General features: G+C 42.2%; 20 protein-coding genes. 10 read left to right on the top strand and 10 right to left on the bottom strand.

Annotation, left to right across the window (positions count from 1 at the left end; translation table 11 throughout):
- Positions 1-11: 11 nt before the first annotated feature.
- From BAE31_RS07385 to BAE31_RS07375, 3 genes are read right to left on the bottom strand one after another with little or no spacing between them, the layout of a single operon-like run.
- Positions 12-1,133 (bottom strand): Ger(x)C family spore germination protein, encoded by a 1,122-nt coding sequence (locus tag BAE31_RS07385; RefSeq protein WP_076839989.1) that lies wholly within the window; start codon positions 1,131-1,133, stop codon positions 12-14.
- Positions 1,130-2,224 (bottom strand): GerAB/ArcD/ProY family transporter, encoded by a 1,095-nt coding sequence (locus tag BAE31_RS07380; protein ID WP_076839987.1) that lies wholly within the window; start codon positions 2,222-2,224, stop codon positions 1,130-1,132. Before BAE31_RS07380 ends, BAE31_RS07385 begins: the two co-directional genes overlap by 4 nt.
- Positions 2,211-3,635: a spore germination protein gene (locus BAE31_RS07375; protein ID WP_076839985.1), complete on the bottom strand. Its 1,425-nt coding sequence runs from the start codon at positions 3,633-3,635 to the stop codon at positions 2,211-2,213. Before BAE31_RS07375 ends, BAE31_RS07380 begins: the two co-directional genes overlap by 14 nt.
- 112 nt (positions 3,636-3,747) lie before the next feature.
- On the opposite strand from BAE31_RS07375, the gene BAE31_RS07370 reads away from it, so the two are divergent.
- From BAE31_RS07370 to BAE31_RS07360, 3 genes are all read left to right on the top strand, one after another.
- Positions 3,748-3,915 (top strand): YvzF family protein, encoded by a 168-nt coding sequence (locus BAE31_RS07370; RefSeq protein ID WP_003213147.1) that lies wholly within the window; start codon positions 3,748-3,750, stop codon positions 3,913-3,915.
- Positions 3,916-4,004: 89 nt separating this feature from the next.
- Positions 4,005-5,399 carry a class II fumarate hydratase gene (gene fumC, locus BAE31_RS07365; RefSeq protein ID WP_024423418.1) on the top strand — a complete coding sequence of 465 codons (1,395 nt, stop codon included), beginning with the start codon at positions 4,005-4,007 and terminating at the stop codon, positions 5,397-5,399.
- A gap of 154 nt (positions 5,400-5,553) precedes the next feature.
- Positions 5,554-5,859: a hypothetical protein gene (locus BAE31_RS07360; protein ID WP_229137085.1), complete on the top strand. Its 306-nt coding sequence runs from the start codon at positions 5,554-5,556 to the stop codon at positions 5,857-5,859.
- A 21-nt stretch (positions 5,860-5,880) separates the two neighbouring features.
- Here the strand turns inward: BAE31_RS07360 and BAE31_RS07355 are convergent, their stop codons facing one another.
- The gene (locus BAE31_RS07355) at positions 5,881-6,759 is read right to left on the bottom strand and encodes a TetR/AcrR family transcriptional regulator (protein ID WP_076839982.1); all 879 of its coding nucleotides are present in this window, start codon (positions 6,757-6,759) and stop codon (positions 5,881-5,883) included.
- Positions 6,760-6,951: 192 nt separating this feature from the next.
- On the opposite strand from BAE31_RS07355, the gene spxO reads away from it, so the two are divergent.
- Complete coding sequence (gene spxO, locus BAE31_RS19620) at positions 6,952-7,116, top strand: anti-adapter protein SpxO (RefSeq protein WP_003212782.1); 165 nt, start codon at positions 6,952-6,954, stop codon at positions 7,114-7,116.
- 20 nt (positions 7,117-7,136) lie between these two features.
- Here spxO and BAE31_RS07350 read toward each other — a convergent pair whose 3' ends face one another.
- Complete coding sequence (locus BAE31_RS07350) at positions 7,137-8,468, bottom strand: HAMP domain-containing sensor histidine kinase (protein ID WP_034280863.1); 1,332 nt, start codon at positions 8,466-8,468, stop codon at positions 7,137-7,139.
- The gene (locus BAE31_RS07345) at positions 8,465-9,142 is read right to left on the bottom strand and encodes a response regulator transcription factor (RefSeq protein WP_076839980.1); all 678 of its coding nucleotides are present in this window, start codon (positions 9,140-9,142) and stop codon (positions 8,465-8,467) included. The genes BAE31_RS07350 and BAE31_RS07345 overlap by 4 nt, the downstream gene beginning before the upstream one ends.
- A 327-nt stretch (positions 9,143-9,469) precedes the next feature.
- On the opposite strand from BAE31_RS07345, the gene BAE31_RS07340 reads away from it, so the two are divergent.
- Positions 9,470-10,870: a S1C family serine protease gene (locus tag BAE31_RS07340; RefSeq protein WP_076839979.1), complete on the top strand. Its 1,401-nt coding sequence runs from the start codon at positions 9,470-9,472 to the stop codon at positions 10,868-10,870.
- 45 nt (positions 10,871-10,915) lie between these two features.
- On the opposite strand, the gene BAE31_RS07335 is transcribed toward BAE31_RS07340, so the two are convergent.
- Positions 10,916-11,758 (bottom strand): oxidoreductase, encoded by an 843-nt coding sequence (locus BAE31_RS07335; protein ID WP_080769515.1) that lies wholly within the window; start codon positions 11,756-11,758, stop codon positions 10,916-10,918.
- 113 nt (positions 11,759-11,871) lie between these two features.
- Between BAE31_RS07335 and BAE31_RS07330 the strand changes: the two genes are divergently transcribed.
- The 3 genes from BAE31_RS07330 (at position 11,872) to BAE31_RS07320 (ending at position 13,618) form a co-directional block, all read left to right on the top strand.
- Complete coding sequence (locus tag BAE31_RS07330) at positions 11,872-12,318, top strand: YusW family protein (protein WP_170871283.1); 447 nt, start codon at positions 11,872-11,874, stop codon at positions 12,316-12,318.
- A gap of 146 nt (positions 12,319-12,464) precedes the next feature.
- Positions 12,465-13,295 carry an ABC transporter ATP-binding protein gene (locus BAE31_RS07325; protein WP_008347057.1) on the top strand — a complete coding sequence of 277 codons (831 nt, stop codon included), beginning with the start codon at positions 12,465-12,467 and terminating at the stop codon, positions 13,293-13,295.
- A 71-nt stretch (positions 13,296-13,366) separates the two neighbouring features.
- Entirely contained in the window at positions 13,367-13,618 is a 252-nt protein-coding gene (locus BAE31_RS07320) for a YusU family protein (RefSeq protein WP_041107719.1), read from the top strand.
- 214 nt (positions 13,619-13,832) lie between these two features.
- Here the strand turns inward: BAE31_RS07320 and BAE31_RS07310 are convergent, their stop codons facing one another.
- From BAE31_RS07310 to BAE31_RS07300, 3 genes are read right to left on the bottom strand one after another with little or no spacing between them, the layout of a single operon-like run.
- A complete protein-coding gene (locus tag BAE31_RS07310) occupies positions 13,833-14,180 on the bottom strand; it encodes a spore coat protein (protein WP_024423410.1) in 348 nt (115 codons plus the stop codon).
- 11 nt (positions 14,181-14,191) lie between these two features.
- Positions 14,192-14,425 (bottom strand): hypothetical protein, encoded by a 234-nt coding sequence (locus BAE31_RS07305; RefSeq protein ID WP_224426662.1) that lies wholly within the window; start codon positions 14,423-14,425, stop codon positions 14,192-14,194.
- A gap of 44 nt (positions 14,426-14,469) precedes the next feature.
- Positions 14,470-14,607 (bottom strand): YuzL family protein, encoded by a 138-nt coding sequence (locus BAE31_RS07300; protein ID WP_003212904.1) that lies wholly within the window; start codon positions 14,605-14,607, stop codon positions 14,470-14,472.
- 199 nt (positions 14,608-14,806) lie between these two features.
- Here BAE31_RS07300 and BAE31_RS07295 point away from each other — a divergent pair, with 199 nt between their 5' ends.
- Complete coding sequence (locus BAE31_RS07295; RefSeq protein WP_076839976.1) at positions 14,807-17,194, top strand: 3-hydroxyacyl-CoA dehydrogenase/enoyl-CoA hydratase family protein; 2,388 nt, start codon at positions 14,807-14,809, stop codon at positions 17,192-17,194.
- Between the two features lie 12 nt (positions 17,195-17,206).
- Positions 17,207-18,382 carry an acetyl-CoA C-acetyltransferase gene (locus tag BAE31_RS07290; RefSeq protein WP_024426007.1) on the top strand — a complete coding sequence of 392 codons (1,176 nt, stop codon included), beginning with the start codon at positions 17,207-17,209 and terminating at the stop codon, positions 18,380-18,382.
- Positions 18,383-18,388: the final 6 nt, after the last annotated feature.

Raw genomic sequence — 18,388 nt, 5'->3', positions numbered from 1 at the left:
TTTAACATACTCTATAAAGATTGTGTTGCGCCCTTAGTCCCGAAGTCACGGATTTTCACATTTGCCTTGTAACGAATGTCCGATTCACTAAAAATCTCATCCCAATGCTTCGCTTCTTTTCGAAAGTCCTTTGGATACGCAATACTCGCTTTTTGAGAAAACCCGCAAATATCTGCTTTGATCTCATGTTGTAATTCCCCAATGAAATCTTTTACGTTTTTCTCTAATCGACGCTCCACTACACCTTCAATCTCTTGAAGATACTTTTCATTAAATGCATTTCCCCGCTCATTCCAATCCTCAGATAATCTTCCATCAAGCTCCACTGACACATTAAACTGATATTTTCCGCTGGCTGTTTTATTCGTTTCAATGTTGTGTTTCAGTTTAAAAATCTCAAACGAATAGATGCTGTGATTATATTCAAATTCAATGACTCCGCCTTTTCCTTCTCCGGTCAACAGGTTGTATGACTGCACTGCTAACGGAGAGATGTTGGTGAGAAATCGTCTATTCTTTATAATAGAGGCTCCGTCGAGTATTAATTTCCCTTGATCCACACCGACTTTCGGAACAGCGAAAGATACGTTGTTTTGCATAGCAGAAGAAATATCTCCTAATGAAACAGGCTTGAGCATACGTATGGTCAATTTTGTATTCCCAGAAATATCATATAATGTAGAAGAAGCTGGCTGTCCATCGTCATTGATTTTCAGCAAGTCCCCAGGCTTTTCAGAGGTCATAAAGACGAGGCTTCCTCTCCTCGTTTCATTGTCGCGAATGAATTGATTAATGACGAGGTCGAAATTATTCTCATTGATGAGCTCCTCAGAAAATAAATACACCCTCAGCTGCTGGGCAAAAATACGGTGACTTTTGAGCGTCGTTGTTCGGAATATTTGATGTACGGAATCACCACTAGTTTCAATAATCTTTGTTGGGTCTTTTACGCTGGATTCTTGCTCAATTTTTTGAGGAACAAGGACTTGCATAGATATTTTAAGCTTATGACCGTCATCTCCTTTATCTAAGCCATAACCAATCGCCATGTTGAGCTCCTCAATATTGGTACTATCCCAGCATCCACTTAATAGAACAAGGGCCATTAATGCAAAGGCCGCCTTTTTTTTCATGCTGCTTTCCGCCTCCTTTTAAAAAACACGATGATAAATAAGAGAAACGGGAGGATGCCGAATAAAAGGAAAAATAAATGGTTCACATAGGTTAAATAATCACGCACTGTATCAACATCCTTTGGGAAAACGGCGGCAAAGTAGATAACAATTCCCATCAACGCGAGCACGATCTTTTTTGGTAATTTTGTTAGTTTAGATACCCCCATTGCAGCAAAAAACGTATATCCTACAAAGCTCGTATAAAGCTGAACAAGCCAAACGATAAGCAAAAAGGATTCAATCCGTTCAATAAAAATTCCTTGTATATCAAATGATTGAAATAAAGCAATCGTCGGCCAAGTCAACGTCGCAGTTTCTTTCACGGTGAACGCACCAACGACAAGAATATAGGTGAAAATATAGATGATCGCAGGAATCAAAAAGCCGACTGCGCCATAAGCAAAGGTGTGTTTTTGCGTGTTCATATAGACAGGCATAAACAGCATCATTTCAATGCCGACAAACGAAATGGCTGATGCGTTAAGGGATTTGAAGACAGGGGAGAAGCCCTCTCCTAAAACAGGCCGGAGGTTATCTAACTTAAACTCTTGAACACTGAGTCCGTAAGCAATAAATAAGATAATCAGGGTGACAATGAGAAAAAAAGGGCACAGTCTGGCAAAATCACCAATCCCGCCGACTACAAGATAAAGACCAACCAAAATAAAGCTGATCATGGTCACCGCTACAGGTGTGTTTTGAAGCAAAAAGAACTTCACCATTTCCGACATAGCCCGTACTTCATAGCTGGCAACGCCGAGAAAATAAATAATAATGAGCAGGTTAGCAAGGGCACCGATCCACTTGCCAAGCCCCTCGTTCGTATAATCATAGTAAGAGGAGAAGGGGACTTTTTTCATCATAAGGACATTCGCAAAAATAAATACAATGTAAATGACGCTCATGAGTAAGAGTGCAATCCAGCCGTCAGGTGTAGTTGCAGCCTGAGCCATTGCTCGTGGCAGAATCATCATACTTGCACCTAATGTTGTATTGGCAATTATGGCACTTGCCTGATAGCTTGTGATCGACTCTTTATGATTGACCATATCGTTCTCCTTTCTTTTGATTTTTTAAAGGCAATCGAATGATGGAATTGTCTTTGTTTTTATAGCTGAACACAAAATCTGGTGAGAAATAAGGTGTACCAAAACTTTTTTGCCGTGTTAAATGAGTAAGGAGAACGAGCATGAACAGCACAATCCCATATAAACCAAAGGTAGCTGCTGTAAACATGGACACAAACCGGAGCACTCGGAACGACATCCCCATCCCATATTGCGGGACAGTGAATGATGCAAGGGCCATCACACTAACGATAATCACCATGATTGAGCTCACAATATGGGCCTGAACCGCCGCCTGTCCGATGACAACTCCGCCTACAAGTCCAATCGTTTGACCGAGCGGATTTGGCAGCCTTAAACCAGCTTCTCGCAGCAGTTCAATCGTAATCTCCATGATGAGTGCCTCCACAATAGGCGGAAAGGGGACATTTTCTCTAGTACTTGAGATCGAAATAGCCAGAGGTGTAGGTAAAAGCCCTTGATGGAAGGACACAAGCGCAATATAAATGGCTGATAAAAATAATGTCAGAAAGATAGAGGTAAACCGCAGCATCCGAATGAGAGAGGCAGCGATCCACCTTTCATAATAATCATCAGGTGATTGCATAATCGTCGCAAGAGAAGCTGGTACAATTAACACAAAAGGTGAATGATCGACAAAAATGGCGACACGTCCATTATTTAAAGCGGATGCCACTTTATCCGGCCGTTCTGTGTTTTGGATTTGCGGAAAAGGAGAGTACACATTGTCCTCAATCAGTTCCTCAAGAACCCCAGAGTCTTGTATATCATCAATGGTGACTTGCTTCAGTCGTTTTTTCACTTCTTTTAAAACAGACGATTGAGCGATACCATCTATGTACATGATGGTCACTTGGGTGTATTTCTTTTGTCCAATCTTCATGTCAACCGTTTTGAGATCGGGGTTTTTCAAGCGCTGTCTTACAAGAGCTAAGTTCGTATCTAAATCTTCAATAAAGCCAATTTTCGGTCCTCTCACAACTGTTTCAGAGGTAGCATCCCCTATACTGCGTTTCTGAGTTCCATGCGTTTCTAAAATATACGCATGCTGAAATCCATTAATCAGTACCACGCAATGCCCATCAAATATCGCAGCGACCAATTCCTCAGAGGTCTTCACCGAACGGGTGGTCATCATCGATAAATTGGATTCCAGCTTCTCTTTTGTGAGAGACGTATGATCTTGGAGAAGTAGCTTTAAAAAGGTTTGAATCTCCATCGTTTCGTTCATTTCTTTTATGTATAAATAGTAAACAACCTGTCCGTGAGGCAGCGTTTTTTTCTCATGGACCAAATCGTCCATTTCCTTTAATTGTGGAAGGATGACGGAGAGATTATCGTATAAGTGCTCTTTTAATGGAGTTTGATTCATTCGGATCACCCGCCTCAAATCTTTTTCTTAGCATTACCTGCTTGAAAAAACAATATTCTGTGTTACATTATTTTGTGGTAAAAGAAAGAATGAGGGTTTTGGAGGAAATAAGATGGCACAGATTCGTTTAGCAGGAACAAAAGAGGAGATTGACCGTATTCTACAGTCGTTTGACAAGCATTATGAGGTGACATATACATCAAAGGATTACGGAAAAACGAACCCAAAATACAAATATTCGAAGGATGTTCGCGTTTATATTGAACTAAAATTAAAATAAAGATAAAATTTTAATTGAAAACGCTTAAAGGATTTTCGTTTTTTGTATAGAATAGAGTTGAGTGATGAGAAGCTATGGAGGGATACATAATGACGGAATTTAGAATCGAAAAAGACACAATGGGCGAAATCAAAGTGCCGAAGGACAAGTTCTGGGGTGCACAAACACAACGAAGCAAAGAAAATTTCAAAATCGGTTCTGAGAAAATGCCAAAGGAAGTTGTGAATGCGTTTGCAATTTTGAAACGTAGCACAGCGATTGCGAACGAACGTCTTGGCAACCTTGAAAGCGAAAAAGCAGAAGCAATTGCTGCTGTATGTGATGATATCATCAGCGGAAAGTATGACGAGCATTTCCCGCTTGTTGTTTGGCAGACAGGCAGTGGAACACAAAGTAACATGAACATGAACGAAGTCGTTGCAAACAGAGCAACTGCTTACTTGAAAGATAAAAATAGCGAGTTCAGCATTCACCCGAATGATGACGTTAACCGCAGCCAAAGCTCAAATGATACATTCCCAACGGCTATGCACGTGGCAGCTGTTTTAGCTGTGTACAAAAAATTGCTGCCTGCAATTGACCAGTTAAGAACAACTCTTGATGAGAAAGCAAAAGCGTATCAAGAGATTGTGAAAATCGGCCGTACGCACTTGCAGGATGCAACACCGCTGACAGTTGGTCAAGAGATTAGCGGCTGGGTATATATGCTGGACCGTTCAAAAGAAATGATTCTAGAATCAACTGAAAAAATGAGAGAATTAGCCATTGGCGGAACGGCTGTTGGTACAGGCATTAACGCACATCCTGAGTTCGGTCAATATGTTGCTGAGGAAATCAGCCAGCTGACAGGTCAAACATTCAATTCTTCACCAAACAAATTCCATGCGCTGACAAGCCATGATGAAATTACGTATGCACACGGTGCCTTAAAAGCACTTGCAGCTGATTTAATGAAAATTGCCAATGATGTGAGATGGCTTGCAAGTGGTCCTCGCTGCGGAATTGGTGAATTGATCATTCCTGAAAATGAGCCGGGAAGCTCCATTATGCCAGGAAAAGTCAACCCAACCCAAAGTGAAGCTTTAACCATGATTGCAGCACAAATCATGGGGAATGATGCCACAATCGGTTTTGCGGCAAGCCAAGGAAACTTTGAGCTGAACGTATTTAAGCCAGTCATCATTTATAACTTCCTGCAATCAGTTGAACTACTTGCTGACGGCATGAACTCATTCCATGACAAGTGTGCAGTTGGAATCGAACCAAACCTTGAAACGATTGAGAAAAACTTGAACAATTCATTGATGCTTGTGACGGCACTTAACCCGCACATCGGATATGAAAATGCAGCAAAAATTGCGAAGCTTGCTCACAAAGAAGGATTAACACTAAAAGAAGCAGCACTTCAATTAGAGCTGTTAACAGAAGAGCAGTTCGAGCAATTTGTGAAACCAGAAGAAATGGTGACACCAAAAGCAAAATAAGAAACCAGGGGCAGCTGCCCCTGGTTTTTATGTGGGAAGATATTTGAGGTGAATAGTTGTGAGAACATTAAAGACAAGGTTTATTAGATGGTTGCGGACACGTGATGTTGAATTCTTTCAAGTAATGTCCCAAGATACGGAGGAGTCAGCTTTTTTGTTATATATTGATCAAAGACGGCCCGAGGGTGGGAATCATATTGATATATTTTTGATCTCTCATTTTGAGCTGTCAGAAGAGTCGTATGAAGATGTTCTAAGTTTCAATAACGATATGCTTGGCTTTAAACCAACCTGTTCGTATTGTATGGACACACTGTCGATAGAGGAAGAATTTGAATTTGATTTTCCTTGTGACATGCTTGCTGTTAAAAGATATGTAGATGACTTACTAAATAGAGTTCAAGCCAGCAAACTTCCTGAACTGACACATAAGGATTTTGATTTTTTATCACAACAATAAACCCAGGGCATCCCCTGGGTTTTACAAATGATCCTCTTTCAAAATACGCAAAAGAGATTCGGAGTTGGTTTGAAGCGGTGCGTATAATTTCAATTGGTACAGCATGCCTTTCACGATGACTTGTCTTGGTTTTTGTTTGTTTAATTCATTTTCCAGGATGCCAAGCGCTTCAAATAATTCAGGCTCGTCTTTCACTTCATAGTGTGCTTCAGCCATCTCTCTTAATTCCTTTAAAAGAGATTCTGTGAGCGGATCGAATGACCGTTCATAAATTGGACCAAACCAATCGCTCGCTTGATCTACAGAAATGAGAGGAAGATCATTTCGCTTCATCATACCGCCCATCAAATCATCGATACGATGAATCATGGTTGTGGCAAGCTCTTCTGCTTCTAGCTGAAAATCATATAAAATTGCAAGCTCGAAATAAACGTGGCTCATGCCCTCAATCGTCAAACATAAATCAGCCATATAAGGAATAGCAGCATCTCCATACACTTGTTTAATGTTATCGATGTGAAGCTGGATGGTTGCAATCCTAATTTGCTTTGCGAGCTGCTGCGTTTCTTCATTCAATGGAAGCGCCCTGTCGCTCAGCTGCATTTTAATAAAATCCTTTTGCTGCAAAATATTATCGTAATAGACAGTGAGCTGTTTGCGGTAGGCTTCTTTTGGTGTGCCGCCCTCTGTTTGAACCTCATGAATCCGGGTAAATACCTTATCGTAATAGTAATGAAGGATCGAAATGAGCAGTGCTTCCTTTGATTTAAAATAAAGATAAAAAGCACCCTTTGACATGTGGCATTCATCTGCAATTTCCTGAACAGACGTTGTGTTATAGCCTTTGCTGGCAAATAATTTCATGCCAGCCTCAATGATCATTTTTTCTTTCTTTTTCAAAATGAATGTCATCCTTTCTTACCGAGAGACAAATGTCATAGGAAACGTACGCAAAGAGATGTGACTTATCGGTCATAAACGACGAAAGTTTTCAAAAATTAATCAGATTGTAACTTGTTTTTTACAGTGTAATTCTTTATATTATAAAGTAAGGTGACCAACTGGTCAAAATATGTGAAAGGATGATGTTCCATGAGAGAAATCGATGATATGATTAGACGCCTGCGAACAAAAGGGATTCAAGTAGAAAAAGTCAAAATGCCGAAAGAGACAACCATTGAAAAGAAATGGATGTATCAAGCTGGCAAAAAGATCAAAGCCACATACCGTGATTTCAATGGGTATTCATTCATCTAAAAAAGACTGCGGTCAAAAACCTACAGTCTCTTCTTTGGAACCATAATTGTATAGCGTACACCTAGATCATCATTTTCAATAGATATGGACGCTTGATGCATTGAAAGTATTCTTTTGACAATGCTTAATCCAATACCGAATTCGCCCTTTTTTCCCTTACTAAAAGGCTCGTATAGGTTGGACAGCATATGTTCTTCAATTGGAGGACCGTCATTACGAATGACAATGCGGATTTGATCCTCTTCTTGTTTCATCTGAATATCAATCTTACTTTTTGCGTAGCGAAGTTGATTTTCTAGTACATTCTCAAATAATTTGCTCCATTGTTCTGGATCGCCTTCAAGAGCAGCCTCATCATCTAAGTCCACGTTCCACTGCAATTCATTTTTCGACCAGCGTATTCGGTCGACCACTTCCAGCATCGTATTACTGAGTAGGAAGGAAGAATGTGCGGGATGTTGTTTAGATAAATAATCAAGCTTTGTTAAGTACAGCAGATCCTTGATTTTCTTCTCAAGCTTTTCCGCTTCACCTTCAATGACTTCCACCGTTTGTTCAAGATCTCCCTTAGGAAAAATACCATCTTTAATGGACTGCGTGTAGCCGCGGATGACCATGACAGGTGTCTTTAAGTCATGTGAAATATTCTGCAAAAGTGTCCGTTCTGTTTCATCTTTTTGAATGAGTTTTTGTCTCATTTCTTCAATGGTATGACCAAGTTTGCCAATTTCATCTTGCCGGTCAACGATGACAGGGTCGTCCCAGTCCTCTTGGGCAATCCGTTTGACGTGCTTTTCAAACGCAACGATTGGTCGGGATAGATAGCGGGCAAGCCAAATCGATGGAATCCAGCTTAGTAAAATAACAGTGCCTAAGATAAAGATCAGCTGTTTAAACAGCGTAAAGGACAGGTCGTCTCGATAAGAATCTGGTGCATAGGACAGAAGAATATATTGTGTATTGCCTGATGATACTTTTTTGATGACAAAAAAGATATGCTGGCCGTTCACCTCTTCAGAATACCGTTTCGTTGCGCTTTTCTGTTTTTTCACAAACGATTGGATTTTCTCAATAAAGGCATGCGGAAAAAACTGCGCCATTTGATCTAATTCATCTGACGGGATCAAAATGTGCTGCACGGAGCGGTTTTCCGGTGTCGACTTTGGCGAGCCGTCTCGGTTCAATGGATATTCTGTCAGCACTTGCTGTTCATTTTCGATATTTTTATAAATTTCATTTGTGAAGAAGTCACGTAATGTATTGGAAAATAGAATAATCAGGACAATGGAAATGGTGAGCAAAATGCCAGAGATCACAACCCAAATTTGAAAAGCGAGCGGTTTGTTCTTCATCCTTTAAGCATCCTATAGCCAAATCCATAGATGGTCTCGACCTTTAAGTCGGGCATTTTTTTGCGCAGCCGTCTGACAAGGTCATCCACCACACGATCTGTCCCGAAGTAATCGTGTCCCCAAATCTTGACGAGGATATCTTCACGCGAAAAAGCATGTCCCTGGTGATGTGTAAATAAAAGCAGCAAGTCAAATTCCTTAGAAGTTAAGTTAATGAGCTGCCCTTCTTCATAGACCTCTCTTACATCCTCATGAATGATATAAGAAGAAACTGAAGTGACGCTTTGCTGCTGCGGGGTATCGCTGTTTTTATACACAAGCTCCAGCAGCTTTTGAACCCGAATGATCAGCTCACGCGGAAGAAACGGCTTTGCGATATAATCACTGCTTCCCAGCTCTAAACCGAGGACACGGTCGATATCTGCATCACGGGCTGAAATGAAAATGACCGGTACGTCAGGTGATGCGGCTTTAATTTCTTTAATGAGGGTATAGCCGTCTGTATCAGGCAGCATGATATCTAAAATCCATAGATGCGGCGGCTTGTTCATGGCCTCGCGTGCCGCTTCTCCAGTTAAAAAAGAGGAGACATTCCAATCTTCACTCTCTAAATATTTGGTTAACAGTTCATTTAAGTTTTGTTCATCTTCAACTAAATAAATGGTGTACGACAAAGTCTTCCACATCCTCTCAACGTCATTATAACGGGATACGAAGGCGGCATGTCAACAATCACACGCTTTTTTCACAATTTCACATATTCTTCTCATCATTATCCCATAATGTTTGATTATGATAAGGTCAAGGGAAAAAAGGGCATAGACAAAAGGCGGATGAATAGGTGCTTTTCATCAATGTGCGCACCTTGCTTTTTTTCTATGAATAAGTATTATATAATTTGACATATTGCCATAAAGTATTTTTCAATGATCTTTCCATTAAGAGGACCTGAAGTCCTATCTAGACATATGAATGAAACATGATGTAAAGGAGTGCAAGCGATGGATTTCCGAAGAGAAGATGAAGAGAATAAGATGAATCATCCAGAAAATCAAGACAATGAAATGAATCAGCAAAAAGATACCTATCCAGAGAATGAGAATCAAATAGACGCACCAAAAAAAGAGAAGGAACTTGTTTTCCACCAGCATGAAAACGAAGCATCTGCCACTCAGGAGAGTGTGACAAATCATTCTCCTCAAATGGTGGATGACCGTGCGTCGAAAAAAGAGAAAAAGCGGAAGGCGGCATGGCTGAGCCCGATTCTTGGAGGAATTATTGGCGGGGGTCTTGTACTTGGCATTACACCGCTTTTGCCGCAGTCACAGGATACAGCTGCCAACACGCAAACGCAGACCGCATCAACCGAGCCGGCAGTCTCAGATAATTTCTCGACAAAACAAATCACCAATGCCACAAATGTGGCTGATATGGTAGAAGATTTAGAGCCCACCATTGTTGGGGTCTCAAACTATCAATCTACACAAAATTCGTTTGGCCTGAGCGGTGATCAAACAGAAGCTGAAGCTGGAACAGGCTCTGGTGTCATCTTCAAAAAAGATGGCAAAAAAGCGTACATTATTACAAATAACCATGTTGTCGAAGGTGCCAATAAAATCAAGGTCACCCTTTATGATGGAAAAACGAAAGACGCAAAGCTTGTCGGCAGTGATGTCATGACCGATTTAGCCGTTGTTGAAATGAACGCAGACGGCATTGATAAAGTGGCGAGCTTTGGTGATTCTTCTAAGCTTCGTGCTGGAGATAAAGTCATTGCCATTGGGAATCCGCTCGGTGCACAGTTCTCGGGTACTGTGACAGAAGGAATTATTAGTGGTCTTGATCGTACCGTAGAAGCAAATACGTCATCTGGTACGGTGGAGATGAATGTGCTGCAAACAGATGCAGCCATTAACCCAGGAAACAGCGGGGGGCCCCTTATCAATACTGATGGTCAAGTCATTGGCATCAACAGCTTGAAAATCAGCGAAAGCGGTGTGGAATCACTCGGATTTGCGATCCCAAGTAACGATGTCAAACCGATTGTAGATGAGCTGTTGAAAAATGGAAAAGTCGAACGTCCATACCTTGGCGTACAAATGATTGACCTTGAGCAAGTGCCTGAGACGTATCAGGAAAATACGCTCGGCTTATTTGATAAACAAATCGGCAAAGGCATTTACGTAAAGGATGTTTCAAAAGGTTCACCTGCACAAAAAGCAGGCTTGAAATCTGGAGATGTCATCATCAAGTTCAAAGGGAAAGACGTAGTGAACAGCTCTCAGCTGAAAGAAATTCTTTACAAAGAAACAAAAGTCGGCGATAAAACCACAATGACTGTCATCCGTGAAGGAAAGAATAAAAATCTAGATATTACCCTTGGACAGTCAGATAGCGAATAAATGAAAAACAGGTGGATGTCAACATATCCGCCTGTTTTTTTGTGCTTATTTTTTTGAAGAGAGTGTACGTAGTATGATCTGTTCCCACATGTTCCAAGGCAGAAGCTGCTTTGCTGTGAATGAAAGCCGTACGCCTTTTCCAACAAGATATCTCAACCGTTTCAGCCGCTTCTTTTCAGCTAATCGTACAACAAGCTCCGCCACTTCACGAGGATCTCCATAGTTGGATTTCTGGGCATCAATATGGGCCATCATCTTTTGATAGAGTTTTGTGTATTTCGATCCTTCTGCTGGCTGAATCATTTGCTCGTTCATGGAGGTGTTCCAAATATTCGTTTGGAAAGAGCCCGGCTCGATCAAGGCCGCCTGTATACCGAACGAAGCCAGTTCAATCCGCAAGCTTTCTGTATAGCCTTCCAACGCAAACTTAGATGATACATATGGAGAAAGTGCAGGCATTCCCATCAATCCGCTGATACTGCTCATATTGAAAATCTTTGCACCACTCGTCATAAACGGCAGCACGGCTTGGGTCATTTCCATCACACCGAAGACATTCACTTCAAATTGTTGGCGGTACGTGTCGACAGGAATCTCCTCTGCAAAACCAGCAAAGGCTGTTCCCGCATTGTTCACAAGCAGTGTAATGGGTGCATAAGCATGAAGATTCTTCTGAAATGCTTGAATCGACTGCGTATCGGTCACATCTAACGCTTCAATATGTATCATGCCAGATAAAGAGGCTTGCTCGATTTCTTCAGCGAGCTTTTTGGCATTGGTTTCCTGTCTGACGCCGGCAATCACTGTATAGCCCCGCTTGGCGAGACGCATCGTGATGAGCTTGCCAAAGCCGCTATTGGCACCAGTTACAATGGCTGTTCTTTTCATCATCCCATTCTCCTTTTTGTTTCAATTTATCATAGTGCGCTGTTTTATTGAATAACAAAAAGGAGCCTGGAGAAGAATAAAAAGCGATGCTGTGAAATAGGAGGAAACACATGATGTGTTGGAAGAAGGCGGGACGAATAGGAGTGCTGCTCTTTATGCTGTCCGGCTGTCAATCAGTTGAACCGTTACAACAAACACATGAAGCAGAAGCAGAAAGTCTATCAGCTGTTCAAATGAAGGAACTGCCATTTCAGCATGTGCATCTGCTTGTCCAATATGGACAGAAAAACGAATTATACGAAGCGACCTACCGTCAGGCAAGAGGCAAAGAGGAAGCAATCATTCGTGATCATATGAATGGGGTCCGCTATGAAGGGGAAGAAGCCTTGCGCGAGATGAAGATGAAGCTGAATGATATGTCGATTCCTAGTGCAACGATCAATGAATCGTATGTAAATGAACTATTAGCTGCTTTTAATTTAGATGATGATTATCAGCGCATTCAGATCGATCTGAAGCTCGAGGATGGGACCAAACGTACATTCCAAAGGAAGAAATAAACGAGACTTTCTCATTTTTTAATTGAAAATGATTTTCAAGATCACTTAAATCTGATACACTAAATTGAGATAAGTGATCTTTTACGTCTGTACATAGACGATATTTCATATAAAAATTTGGATGAGAAAAGGAGCGTTTGAGCGGAATGAGTGCCATTTCTACTGAAGGTTTAAGCTTAGGCTACGGAGAAACAATGATCATCGATGAACTAAATGTATCAATCCCTAAGGGTGAAATCACAGTATTTATTGGCAGTAATGGATGCGGTAAATCCACACTACTTCGCTCTTTGGCCCGTCTCATGAAGCCAATGGGTGGTTCTGTCCTGCTTGAAGGTCATTCCATTGCAAAATTACCAACAAAAGAAGTAGCGAAACAGCTCGCCATTCTTCCACAAGGACCAGAAGCGCCAGAAGGATTAACTGTGCATCAGTTAGTGAAGCAAGGCAGATATCCTTATCAAAATTGGCTGAAGCAGTGGTCGAAGCAAGATGAAGAAGCAGTGAACCGAGCATTAAAGTCAACAAAGATGGAAGATCTTGCTGATCGGACCGTTGATTCATTATCAGGTGGACAAAGGCAGCGTGCATGGATTGCGATGACGCTGGCACAAGAGACCGATATTATTTTGTTAGATGAGCCGACGACATATTTAGACATGACGCATCAAATCGAAATTTTGGACCTTCTGTTTGATTTAAATGAGAAAGAGCAGCGCACGATTGTGATGGTTCTTCATGATCTCAATCTCGCATGCAGATATGCTCATCATCTTGTGGCGATTAAAGACAAGTCAATCTATGCAGAAGGCAGACCAGAAACAGTGATTAATTGTGATCTCGTGAAAAATGTCTTTGATATGAATTGCCAAGTGACAACAGATCCTTTATTTGGAACACCATTATGTATTCCGCACGGTAGAGGACGCTGTATTGTGCAGCAAGCGCAAGCTGAAACATTTCTTGCTGCAAGATAATCGTATGTCAAAAGCCTGACATCTGTATCTCACAGAGTCAGGCTTTTTTCTGAAAAAGGAGCGGAATATCAATGGGAAATGAATTAGATGAAAAGCTGGAAGGCTTGCTTGATAAATATACAGAGCTGCTGCTCGGTGAATCAACAGACGAGCTGAAAGAAGATGTGAAACAATGGGTGATCTACTCCCATATCGCAAAAAGCATGCCGCCGCTAGCAAAGCATTTTAATGAAACGTATCCAGAAGCAAAAAAAGAAATCAAACACACGATTCAACGAATCAAACAGTTGAACGAAGCGCACCGCGCCAATAAAGACCGTTAAAAAACTGCCAGTAGCGTGTAGACAAACCCTCGCATTCTTTGTCAGTCCTGCGTGCTGGTGCTCACGAATGTTCAATTCGCTCTGCAAAAGTAGCTGTCCTTCCTAGACTGCAAAGATTTTCTATCACGCTGAAAAGAAGACAAAGGGCTAAAATCAACATCATTTTAGCCCTTTGTCAACAATTGACTGCCAGCTCCAACTGGCAGTTTTTTTCTTATGACATTTGTGATGATCCGTACGGGGATTGATCTGTCAGTGTTTGCTGGAATTTCTGATGTGCCTGCTGGAGCTTTTGCTGATCAGCGGCTTCAACAGAATACCAGCCATATCGGAACATGACATCATATAAATGTCTTTGTGTTTTCTGTGTTTCCAGTGCAATTCGCTGAATATCCTGATAAAGAGATTCATGACTGAATTCATTGAGCGCTGTGTTGTATCCGCTTGTCATATATTTTTCAGTCGATAAGAGATCTGTGACAAAATCACGATCGTTCATGTTGGTTGTTGTGGGAACCGGAGTTTGTGGATTCCCAATTTTTTGTTGGTTTTGCTGTTCCATGTTTTTTCCTCCTATTGCATAAAGCCAGTAGACTGGCCTTGCCCTGAGCTGCCTAAATGCTGAAGAATTTGTGTGTAATGCTGATGATGCATTTGTCCAACTTGATTTAATTCTTGTTTCAATGTTTGGTCCTGGCAATGCTCGGCCATAAAATGAGCCTTTTTCATGGCGATCAAGTTCCAGTTGAGCATATCCTCTAAGTACAAGGAATCCTTCACTGAAATGACTTCTGGGGGCATATTCATTTGCTGATTGTTCAACTTGTGTTCCTCCTTACGAATTTGTTTCCTTACTGATTCTTTTTATATTGCTGATTTTGACTGGTTTTTTTCCCGCCTAGGTCTGCTTCCTGTGATGGACCTGCGTTTCCTTTTACACTTGCAGCACTAACGCCTGCTTTCGATGGGTTTTTCTTCAAACGAGACATGTGGACATCACCTCCATTCTTACAATTCCCTCTCATCTTTAATTCATACGCCGCAAAATAAGGCACACGAGAATGTGTAAATTTTTGAAATCTGCTATTGAACTGTTTCGGAAAATCTTTTAAGATAAAGAAAGAGGCATTGCTTTTTTTTGGACAAAAAATGAATGACTGTTCATTCAAAATGTTTAGGGGGATATTTATGGGCAAACATATTCGCAAGGCGGCTGTCATTGGTTCAGGTGTCATGGGCTCAGGCATTGCTGCACATTTAGCCAATATTGGGATACCAGTTACACTGCTAGATATTGTGCCAAATGAACTGACAAAGGAAGAAACGGCGAAAAAGCGGACGCTTGATCACCCTAGTGTTCGGAATCGATTAAGTCAAGAAGCGATGAAAAAATTGTTAAAGCAAAAGCCAGCACCTCTTACTTCAGCAAAAAACCTATCATACATCACACCGGGAAATCTCACAGACCACCTTTCCTTATTACACGATGCTGACTGGATCATTGAAGTCGTCACTGAAAAGCTCAGCATCAAAAAGCACGTATTCTCTCTCATCGACGAACACCGCAAAGAAGGAAGCATCGTATCAAGCAATACATCCGGTATTTCAGTTGAAAAAATGGCAGAAGGCCGATCAGATGATTTTAAACGCCACTTTTTAGGCACACATTTTTTTAACCCAGCTCGTTATTTAAAGCTCTTAGAAATCATTCCTATTCAAGAAACAGATCCAGAAGTACTGTCATTTATGAAAACGTTTGGCGAGGATGTACTCGGGAAAGGTGTGGTTGAAGCAAAGGACACACCGAACTTTATTGCAAACCGCATTGGCACTTATGGACTTCTTGTCACAGTGCGTGAAATGCTTGAGAACAAATACACCATTGGAGAAGTGGATTCTGTCACAGGGCCCCTCATTGGAAGACCGAAAAGTGCGACCTTCCGTACACTGGATGTCGTGGGGCTCGACACGTTTTCTCATGTGGCACGAAACGTATATGAACAGGTAGAAGGAAAGGAAAAAGAGATTTTTCAGCTGCCTGAGTTTATTGAAAGAATGCTCGAAAAAGGATGGATTGGCAGCAAGGCAGGCCAAGGTTTTTATCAAAAAAATGGGAAGGTCATTTTAGAGCTTGACCCTGTGACGCTCACATATGGAGAACGCACAAAGCTAAAAGATCCAGGTATTGAGATGGCGAAACAGCAAAAGGGTGCAAAAGCAAAGTTGAAAGCGCTTATTTATCAGGATGGACGTGCAGGGCAACTGCTTTGGAATATGACAGCGCCCGTACTTCTTTATTCAGCTCATCTAAAAGGTGAAATTGCGGATGATATTCAGTCTATCGATAACGCAATGAAATGGGGATTTGGCTGGCAGCACGGCCCATTTGAGCTGTGGGATGCAATAGGTGTCAAAAAAGCCGCCGAACGCATGGAAGCAGAAGGCCACAGTATTCCAGCATGGGTGCAAGACATGCTGTCAAAAGGACACGAGACATTCTATCAAGAGAATGCTGAAGGAGAGCGAGCCTTTTATCAGAATGGCGTTTATGAACAGGAAAAAGGAAACGACAAACATATTTCTATAGCTAGATTGAAAAAGAAACACGACGTTATCTTCAAAAATTCTGGTGCGAGCCTGATCGATATTGGTGATGATGTCGCCTTGCTCGAATTTCACTCTAAAAGCAATGCCATTGGACTAGATGTCATTGATATGATCAATCGTGCTGTTGATGAGACGGAAAAGAATTATAAAGGACTTGTCATCGGAAACCAAGGGAAGAACTTCTGTGTTGGCGCAAACCTTGCCTTGATTTTAATGGAAGCACAGGACGACAATTTCTTTGAAATTGACTTTGTGATCAGACGCTTCCAGCAGGCAATGATGAAGGTGAAATATAGCAATCGTCCAGTCGTAGCCGCACCGTTTGGGATGACATTAGGAGGCGGAACAGAAGTTTGTCTGCCGGCAGCAGCTATTCAGGCGTCCAGCGAAACTTACATGGGACTCGTGGAAGCGGGAGTTGGTCTGATTCCAGGAGGCGGCGGAAACAAAGAGTTATATCTTCGTCATCTGCAAGGATCAGCGAAGCCGTCGCAGACGGCTATACAGGATGCCACGCTGAAAACATTTGAAACAATTGCAATGGCAAAAGTATCGACTTCAGCTGAGGATGCGCGGGATATGAACATGCTCCGCGTGAGTGACCGTATCAGTATGAACGGGGATCACCTGATCTATGATGCAAAACAACTGGTGCTCTCTCTTGATGAAGCCGGTTATCGTGCGCCGCTCAAGCAAAAGGTGCCGGTCATGGGAGAAACAGGCTATGCAGCGATGATTTTGGCTGCTGAAAATATGAGACTGTCAGGATACATTTCAGAGCATGACATGACCATTGTAAAAAAATTAGCTCATGTCATTTCCGGCGGGCAACTGCCATTTGGAACCGAGGTAGAGGAGCAATACTTATTAGAGCTTGAAAGAGAAGCCTTTTTAAGTCTTGTAGGAGAAGTGAAATCACAGGCACGTATGCAGCACATGCTCGTCAAAGGAAAACCTTTACGTAACTAAGGGGGAGTCAAAATGAGAGAAGCAGTCATTGTCGCTGGCGCAAGAACACCAGTAGGGAAGGCGAAAAAAGGATCGTTAAAACATGTCCGGCCTGATGATATGGGCGCATTATGTGTAAAAGAAACGTTAAAGCGTGCCGGTGAATACGACGGTCAAATAGATGATTTGATCATTGGCTGTGCAACGCCGGAAGCAGAGCAGGGGTTAAATGTGGCGCGGAATATTGGGGCATTAGCGGGACTGCCTTATACGGTACCTGCTATCACCATAAACCGTTACTGCTCGTCTGGTCTTCAATCTATCGCTTATGCGGGTGAACGTATTATGCTCGGGCAGGCAGACACGATTTTAGCCGGAGGAGTCGAATCGATGTCGCAGGTGCCGATGATGGGTCATTCCATTCGTCCAAATGCTCTCTTGGCAGAGCAAGCACCTGAATACTACATGAGCATGGGGCACACGGCAGAGCAAGTGGCGCAAAAGTATCAGGTCACACGTCAAGATCAGGACGCCTTTGCGGTGAGGAGTCATCAAAAGGCAGCAAAGGCACTTCAAGAGGGGAAATTCTCAGATGAAATTGTGCCCGTTGATGTAACAGAGCGACGGGTAGGAGAGCAGTATCAATTAGAAGAGCATCAATTCACGTTCTCACAGGATGAAGGTGTGAGAGCAGGCACAACGGAGGAGATTCTGTCTACTTTGCGTCCAGCCTTCTCAACAAAAGGCACGGTGACCGCAGGGAACTCGTCTCAAACAAGTGACGGGGCTGCGTGTGTGATGATGATGGACCGCGAGAAAGCCTCCTCACTTTCTCTTCAGCCGCTCGCTAAATTCAGAGCATTTGCGGTTGGCGGTGTACCGCCTGAAGTGATGGGGATCGGTCCGGTTGAAGCCATTCCGCGTGCGCTGAAAATCGCTGGACTGGAGCTGAAGGATATTGGTCTGTTTGAATTAAACGAAGCGTTTGCTTCTCAGGCAATTCAAGTCATTCGCCATTTAGGGATTGATGAGGAAAAGGTGAATGTCAATGGCGGGGCAATTGCGCTCGGACATCCGCTCGGCTGTACAGGAACGAAACTAACGCTGTCACTTATTCATGAAATGAAACGGCGAAATGAGCAATTTGGCATTGTCACAATGTGTATCGGCGGGGGCATGGGAGCAGCAGGCATTTTTGAATTGATCTAAAGGGGG

This window comes from Bacillus sp. I-2 (assembly GCF_001974945.1).
GTDB classification, from domain to species: Bacteria; Bacillota; Bacilli; order Bacillales; family Bacillaceae; genus Bacillus; species Bacillus safensis.
This window is presented reverse-complemented; position numbering and strand designations above follow the sequence as displayed.